This is a genomic window from Tabrizicola sp. (assembly GCF_034366665.1).
Lineage (GTDB): Bacteria > Pseudomonadota > Alphaproteobacteria > Rhodobacterales > Rhodobacteraceae > Tabrizicola.
This window is the reverse complement of record NZ_JAXMMF010000039.1, coordinates 23,315-30,039: the sequence shown is the minus strand read 5'-3', so window position 1 is coordinate 30,039 and position 6,725 is coordinate 23,315. Positions and strand designations below refer to the sequence as shown.

Here is a 6,725-nt window from a genome sequence, read left to right as displayed (position 1 = left end):
CCTGGCGCAGCCGGTTTCCCTGATCGCCCGTTGCCACAGCCGAAGGACCGAGGCCGCGCTCCAGGGAAGAGCGGCCTCGGCCAGCCATGTCCGCAGGTCGGGGGGAAGCCGGTCGTAGGCGGACATGGGGTCGATTGCGCGAAAGCGGGCGCGGGGCGAGCGAAGGTTCGTCATGCCGCGTTGCGCCGCCAGCTGGGGAAGGGATCGGGCAGGTTGGTCCAGGCTTCGGGCGTGAACCTGGTTGCCGGGATCAGCGCTGCGTCCAGCCGCTTGCAGAGGGCGGATTCATCCATGCCGTGACCGATGAAGACGATCTCTTGCCGCCGGTCGCCCCAGGGCTCCTGCCAGTTGCCGGCGACCTCTTGCAGCGCCTCGGGGTGGGTGGGCCAGCGTTCACGCGGGACCGAGGCCCACCAGCCGCCAAGCGGGGTGACGGAGGAGACGGCTCCGGCCAGGCTGAACTCGGCGACCCAATTGGGTCGGGTCGCCAGCCAGAAGTGCCCCTTGGCGCGGATCACGCCGGGCAGGTCGCCGTTCAGGACGGCATGGATGCGGCCGGGATGGAAGGGCTGCCTTGCGCGGTAGACGAATGAGCTGATGCCATATTCCTCGGTCTCGGGCGTGTGGTGCGCGAAGCCGTACAGCTCTTTGGCCCAGAGCGGATGCTCGGCGGCGCGGTCGAAGTCGAAGAGATTGGTGTCGAAGATGGCGGCTGGCTCGACGCGGGAGTGGTCGGTCTCGATCAGCCGGGCGTCGGGGTTCAGCGCCTTGATGATCTTGCGTGCGGCATCGGTGGCGGCGGGACCGGCATCACGGGTCTTGTTCAGGATCACCACATTGGCGAATTCGATCTGGTCGGTCAGCAGGTTGACCAGCGTGCGGGTGTCTTCGTCCCCAAGGCTTTCGCCGCGGTCGGCCAGGAAATCATGGCTGGAAAAGTCGCGCAGAAGGTTGATCGCATCGACCACCGTGACCATCGTGTCCAGCCGGGCGACGTCCGAGAGACTGTCCCCCGCCTCATCGCGGAAGTCGAAGGTCGCGGCCACCGGCATGGGTTCGGCGATGCCGGTGCTTTCGATCAGGAGGTAGTCGAACCGCCCCTCGTCGGCCAGGCGGCGGACCTCGGTCAGCAGGTCGTCGCGGAGGGTGCAGCAGATGCAGCCGTTCGACATCTCGACCAGCTTTTCGTCGGCGCGCGACAGTTCGGTGCCCTCGCGGATCAGGTCGGCGTCGATGTTCACTTCGGACATGTCGTTGACGATCACCGCGACCCGGCGACCATCGCGGTTGTTCAGGACATGGTTCAGAAGCATGGTCTTCCCGGCGCCAAGAAAGCCGGACAGGACGGTGACGGGCAGGCGGGTGTCGGGCAGGCGGGTGTCGGACATGGGAACCTCCGGGTTGGCGGAGGTTGTAGTATGTTATATCATAACGTTCAAGCGGTCAGGCGCCTTGCTCCCTCGGCAACAGCAGCACCGGCGCGCCGAGTTCGACCAGATCGTAAAGCTCTGCGATGTCCTGGTTTGCCAACCGCACGCAGCCGTTCGACACGGCCGAGCCGATCGTCCAGGGCTCGGGCGTGCCGTGGATGCGCAGGAAGGTGTCGCCGCCCGCATCGTCGAACAGGTACAGCGCCCGTGCGCCCAAGGGGTTTTTCGGCCCGCCCGGCATCCCGTCGGCCCATTTCGCATAGTGGTCCGGGTCGCGGGCGATCATGTCATCCGTCGGGGTCCAGCTGGGCCATTCCTTCTTGGCGCCCACGGTAAAAACGCCGGATTCGTACAGGTTCCCGCGCCCGACACCGACCGAATACTGCATCCCGCGCCGTTCGGTCAGGACATGGTACAGCGCGAAGTAATCCGGATCGACGATCAGCGTGCCTGGGGCCTGCGGCTCGGAGAACCGGACGGGGCGGGGCAGGAACTCTTCGGGCACGACCCAGTCTTCGGCCGATTGCTCGGTGTGGGCAAAGGCGCGCAGCGGCAGGGCGGTGGCAAGGCCGGAGGCCAGGCCTGTGGCGACGAAGGTGCGGCGGGTGAAGGTCATGCTCTGGTCCTTTTCGGCTGATCCTTGCGGGAACACGGGGTCACGCGCACCACAAGAAGCTGTGAGACAAGACGGAAAAGGCCCCGCGGTTTCCCACGGGGCCTTCACATTCACGCCAGACGAGGGGTTCAGCCCTCGGCGGATTCTTCTTTCTTCTCGGTGATTTCCTCACCGGTTTCCTGGTCGACCATCTTCATGCCAAGGCGCACCTTGCCACGGTCGTCGAAGCCCAGAAGCTTGACCTTGACCTCCTGGCCTTCCTTCAGAAGTTCGTTCGGGTGGTTCAGGCGCTTGTTGGCGATCTGGGACACGTGCACCAGACCGTCGCGCTTGCCGAAGAAGTTCACGAAGGCGCCGAAGTCGACCAGTTTCACCACCTTGCCGGTGTAGACCTGACCTTCTTCCGGTTCCGCCACGATGGACCAGATCATCTCGTAGGCCTTCTTGATGGCCTTCTGGTCGTTCGAGGCGATCTTGATCATCCCGTCGTCGTTGATGTCGACCTTGGCACCCGAAAGCTCGACGATCTCGCGGATGACCTTGCCGCCCGAGCCGATGACTTCCCGGATCTTGTCGGTCGGGATCTGCATCGTCTCGATCTTCGGGGCATATTCGCTGAAGCCCTGCGGGGCTGTCAGTGCCTTGGCCATTTCGCCCAGGATGTGCAGACGGCCGTCCTTGGCCTGCGCCAGGGCCTGCTTCATGATGTCGGGGGTGATCCCGGCGATCTTGATGTCCATCTGCAGGCTGGTGATGCCCGCCGCGGTGCCCGCGACCTTGAAGTCCATGTCGCCGAGGTGATCCTCGTCGCCCAGGATGTCGGTCAGAACGGCCCAGTCACCATCCTCTTCCAGCACGAGACCCATCGCGACACCAGCCACGGGGGCTTTCAGCGGCACGCCCGCGTCCATCATCGAGAGAGAGCCACCGCAGACCGACGCCATCGAGGAGGAGCCGTTCGATTCGGTGATCTCGGACACGACACGGATCGTGTAGGGGAAGTCGGTCGGCGCAGGCAGAACCGCCTGCAGCGCGCGCCATGCCAGCTTGCCGTGGCCGATCTCGCGACGGCCGGGGCTGCCGACACGGCCCACTTCGCCGACCGAATAGGGCGGGAAGTTGTAGTGCAGCAGGAAGTTCGACCGGTAGTTGCCGTTCAGCGCGTCGATGATCTGCTCATCCTCGCCGGTGCCAAGCGTGGTCACCACCAGACCCTGGGTTTCACCCCGGGTGAACAGAGCCGAGCCATGCGCGCGCGGCAGGACGCCGGTTTCGCAGACGATCGGACGGACGGTCTTGGTGTCGCGGCCGTCGATGCGCTTGCCGTTCTTGACCACGTCGCCGCGCAGAACCGCAGATTCCAGCTGCTTGATCGCCGGGTAGAGGTTCGGGTTGGCCTGGTCTTCGTCGCTCATCTTCGCCTTGATCGCGGCGACGGCGGCTTCGATGGCCGTGGTGCGTTCCTGCTTGTCACGCAGCGCGAAGGCGGCGCGCATCAGGGACTCACCGGCCTTCTTGACCTTGGCGTAAAGCGCCGAGAAATCCGGCGGCGAGAAGTCGTAAGCGTCCTTGGCCGAGGTCTCGGCGAAGTCGATGATCAGGTCGATGACCGGCTGCATCTGCTCGTGGCCGAAGACCACCGCGCCCAGCATTTCCTCTTCCGTCAGCTCGTAAGCTTCGGATTCGACCATCATCACGGCGTCCTTGGTGCCCGCGATGACCAGGTCAAGCCGCTGCTCGGGCTTCAGACGCAGCTGCGTCATGTCGTCCATTGCCGGGTTCAGCACATATTTGCCGTCGACAAAGCCGACCCGAGCCGCGCCGATGGGCCCCATGAACGGGACGCCCGAAACGGTCAGCGCCGCCGAGGTGGCGATCATCGCCACGACGTCCGGGTCGTTGACCAGGTCGCACGAGAGCACGGTCGCCATGACCAGCACTTCGTTGCGGAAGCCTTCGACGAACAGCGGGCGGATCGGACGGTCGATCAGACGCGAGGTCAGCGTCTCTTTCTCGGACGGGCGCGCTTCACGCTTGAAGAAGCCGCCGGGGATCTTGCCGGCTGCGTAGTACTTTTCCTGGTAGTGAACCGTCAGCGGGAAAAAGTCCTGACCTTCCTTGGCGGATTTCGCGAAGGTCACGTTGGCCATCACCTGGGTCTCGCCCAGCGTGGCGATCACCGACCCATCGGCCTGGCGCGCAACTTTCCCGGTTTCCAGAGTGAGCGTTTCATTGCCCCACTGGATCGATTTCTTGGTCACATTGAACATGTATCGTTTCCTCTGAGGACCCGGCCCCTGCCGGTGCCCTCGTTGTCTGGCGGCCCCATTGCCGCCCTTCCCCCGTATCCTTTGCATGTGCCCCGGGGGCGGGCCGCACGTCTCAGATGGCGCGGGCCATACAGGAAAAGCCGCTGTGCGGCAATGGTGTTGGGGGCATTGGTCCGGTCAGTGCCGGGTTTCGCTGATCAGGCCGGGCCGCACGCCAAGGCCCATCGAGGCGTCGATCACCGCGCCATGCAGGACGGTCGACGCGGGCGAGACCAGGAAGGCGGCCAGGGTGGCGATTTCGTCGGGCTGGATCAGCCGGCTTTTCGGCAATCCGGCGATAAAGCGGTCGCGGTCGGCGGGGGACATCTGGTTCAGGGTGGACTGGCGGAACATCTCGGTATCCGTGGCGCCGGGGCAGATGGCGAAGACATCCACCGGGTCATGGACAAGTTCGGCCGCAAGCTGGCGGGTCAGGTGGGCGACGGCCGATTTGCTCATCCCGTCGGCCAGCGAAAAGCCGGGGAAGGTGGCGATCCCCCCGCCGACCGAGGACAGGTTGACGATCCTGCGCGCGCGGCCGGTCGTGCCGGTGGCGGCCAGGAACCCGCGGCACATCGCCAGGGTCCCGGCCGCGTTGATCGCCAGCATGACCCCATCGCGCTGGTCTTCGCTTTCGGTGAAGGCGGCAACGGTGGCCGTGCCGACGGCGGCGTTGTTGACCAGGGCATCAATGCCGCCATGCCGGGCCGCGACTTCGGCCAGGCAGGCGGCGATGCTGGCGGGCAGACGCAGGTCAAGCGGGTGCAGCGTGGCGGGACGTCCGGCAAGGTCGGCCAGCAGCGGCTCGGGCGGCTCGACCCCCGGAACATGGGTCAGGGCGACCGTCCAGCCGTCCCGCAGCAGGCGGTCGACGATGGCCCGCCCGATGCCCCGCGCGCCGCCGGTCACAAGGGCAATGCCGGTCATGGGCTTTCCTTCGGGTGGCAGAACGGGTCAAGGCTGGCGGGCCGAAGTGACGGCAGGTCAGAAGATCGCATGCGCCCCCCGGTCGTCGGCCACGTCACCCCGCAGCATGGCGGCGTAGTGATCCTCCAGCCGGTCGGAGCCGAATTCGGGCGTGGCGTCGGCGTCATAGCGTTGTGTGGCGGGGTCCCAGACCAGCATCGACTGGGTGGCGTAGTAGCGCCCGATGCGGGCCAGTCCCGCCCGCGCGGCAAAGCGGGAGGAGACGGTGCCCAGGGCGCCAAGTCCGGCGATGATCGTGGACATCAGCGCGACCGGGACGTGGCGGACCGGGACCGGGCGGCCGAAAAGACGCTCCAGCATCGCGGCCTGGTCAAGGGGGGTGATCGCCGGGCCGGGGCCGCCGATGGGAAGGATGCGGTTGCGCTTGGAGGGATCGGTGAGGGTGAGGGCCAGGAACCGGCCAAGGTCGGCGTCCGAAATCGGCTTGCAGGCGGTCAGCCTGCCGTCTCCGAAGACAAGGAACGGGCGGTTTTCCTGCACGCGGGCGACCTGGCCGGAGAGCGATTTGAAATAGGCGGTGGGGCGGACGATGGTCCAGTCCAGGGGCGCGGCTTGCAGCTCGGCCTCGAAGGCAAGCTTGGCGCGCTGGAACTCCAGCAGGGGTTTCTGCACGCAGATCGCCGACAGAAGGACGAAGTGGCGGACCCCCGCTGCGACGGCGACTTGCAGCGCGGCCAAGTTGGCGGCGTGGTCCACGGCCCAGGCGTCCCTTGGGGCCCCGGTGCGGCTGGCAAGGCAGGAGATGATGGCGTCAGCCCCGGTCATGGCCTGGGAGAGGGCGCGGGGGTCGGTGACCTCACCGCGGATCAGCGTGCAGCCGGGAAGCGCGCTGGCGTCGGCGTTGGGGCGGATCAGGGCGGTGACGCGATGCGCCTCGGCCCGCAGCGCCTGGGCGGTCGCCCGTCCGATGGTGCCGGTGCCGCCAAGGAGGAGGATGGAAAGCGAAGCCATGCGGCCAGTCTAGCATGGCCGTTCCGCGTGGCAATCGACCGACATGGCAACGCCCGGACCTTTGCAGGACCGGGCGTCGGAAGCTGTCAGCCGGGATCAGATCGCCGACTTGATCCAGTTTTCCAGCGCGGCCTTCGGCGCGGCGCCGACCTTGTTCGACACGACCTGGCCGTCCTTGAACATGAACAGGGCCGGGATGCCGCGGACGCCCAGAACGGCGGGGCTGTCGGGGTTCTCGTCAACGTTGACCTTCACGATCTTGACCTGGCCAGCGTATTGCGTCGCCAGTTCCTCAAGCGCGGGGCCGATCTGGCGGCAGGGGCCGCACCATTCGGCCCAGAAATCCACGACGACCGGAATCGGCGACTTGCGGACTTCGGCATCGAAGGTGGCGTCGGTGACTGCGACGGTGGCAGCGCCCATGATCGTTCT

At 66.3% G+C, this 6,725-nt stretch carries 7 protein-coding genes; all 7 read right to left on the bottom strand.

Features of this window, described 5'->3' with window-relative positions; translation table 11 throughout:
* Positions 1-174: DUF6525 family protein (locus tag U1E69_RS05220; protein ID WP_322243311.1), on the bottom strand; the 174-nt coding region annotated here is incomplete at its 3' end.
* A complete protein-coding gene (locus U1E69_RS05215) occupies positions 171-1,388 on the bottom strand; it encodes a GTP-binding protein (protein ID WP_322243308.1) in 1,218 nt (405 codons plus the stop codon). The genes U1E69_RS05215 and U1E69_RS05220, both read right to left, overlap by 4 nt.
* Positions 1,389-1,443: 55 nt before the next feature.
* Positions 1,444-2,046, bottom strand: a complete 603-nt coding sequence (locus U1E69_RS05210; protein ID WP_322243307.1) for a L,D-transpeptidase — start codon at positions 2,044-2,046, stop codon at positions 1,444-1,446.
* 128 nt (positions 2,047-2,174) lie between these two features.
* Positions 2,175-4,316: a polyribonucleotide nucleotidyltransferase gene (pnp, locus tag U1E69_RS05205; protein WP_322243306.1), complete on the bottom strand. Its 2,142-nt coding sequence runs from the start codon at positions 4,314-4,316 to the stop codon at positions 2,175-2,177.
* Positions 4,317-4,493: 177 nt separating this feature from the next.
* Entirely contained in the window at positions 4,494-5,282 is a 789-nt protein-coding gene (locus U1E69_RS05200) for an SDR family oxidoreductase (RefSeq protein WP_322243305.1), read from the bottom strand.
* Positions 5,283-5,339: 57 nt separating this feature from the next.
* A complete protein-coding gene (locus tag U1E69_RS05195) occupies positions 5,340-6,293 on the bottom strand; it encodes an NAD(P)H-binding protein (protein WP_322243304.1) in 954 nt (317 codons plus the stop codon).
* Positions 6,294-6,389: 96 nt separating this feature from the next.
* Positions 6,390-6,716: a thioredoxin gene (trxA, locus tag U1E69_RS05190; protein ID WP_295078151.1), complete on the bottom strand. Its 327-nt coding sequence runs from the start codon at positions 6,714-6,716 to the stop codon at positions 6,390-6,392.
* Positions 6,717-6,725 lie beyond the last annotated feature (9 nt).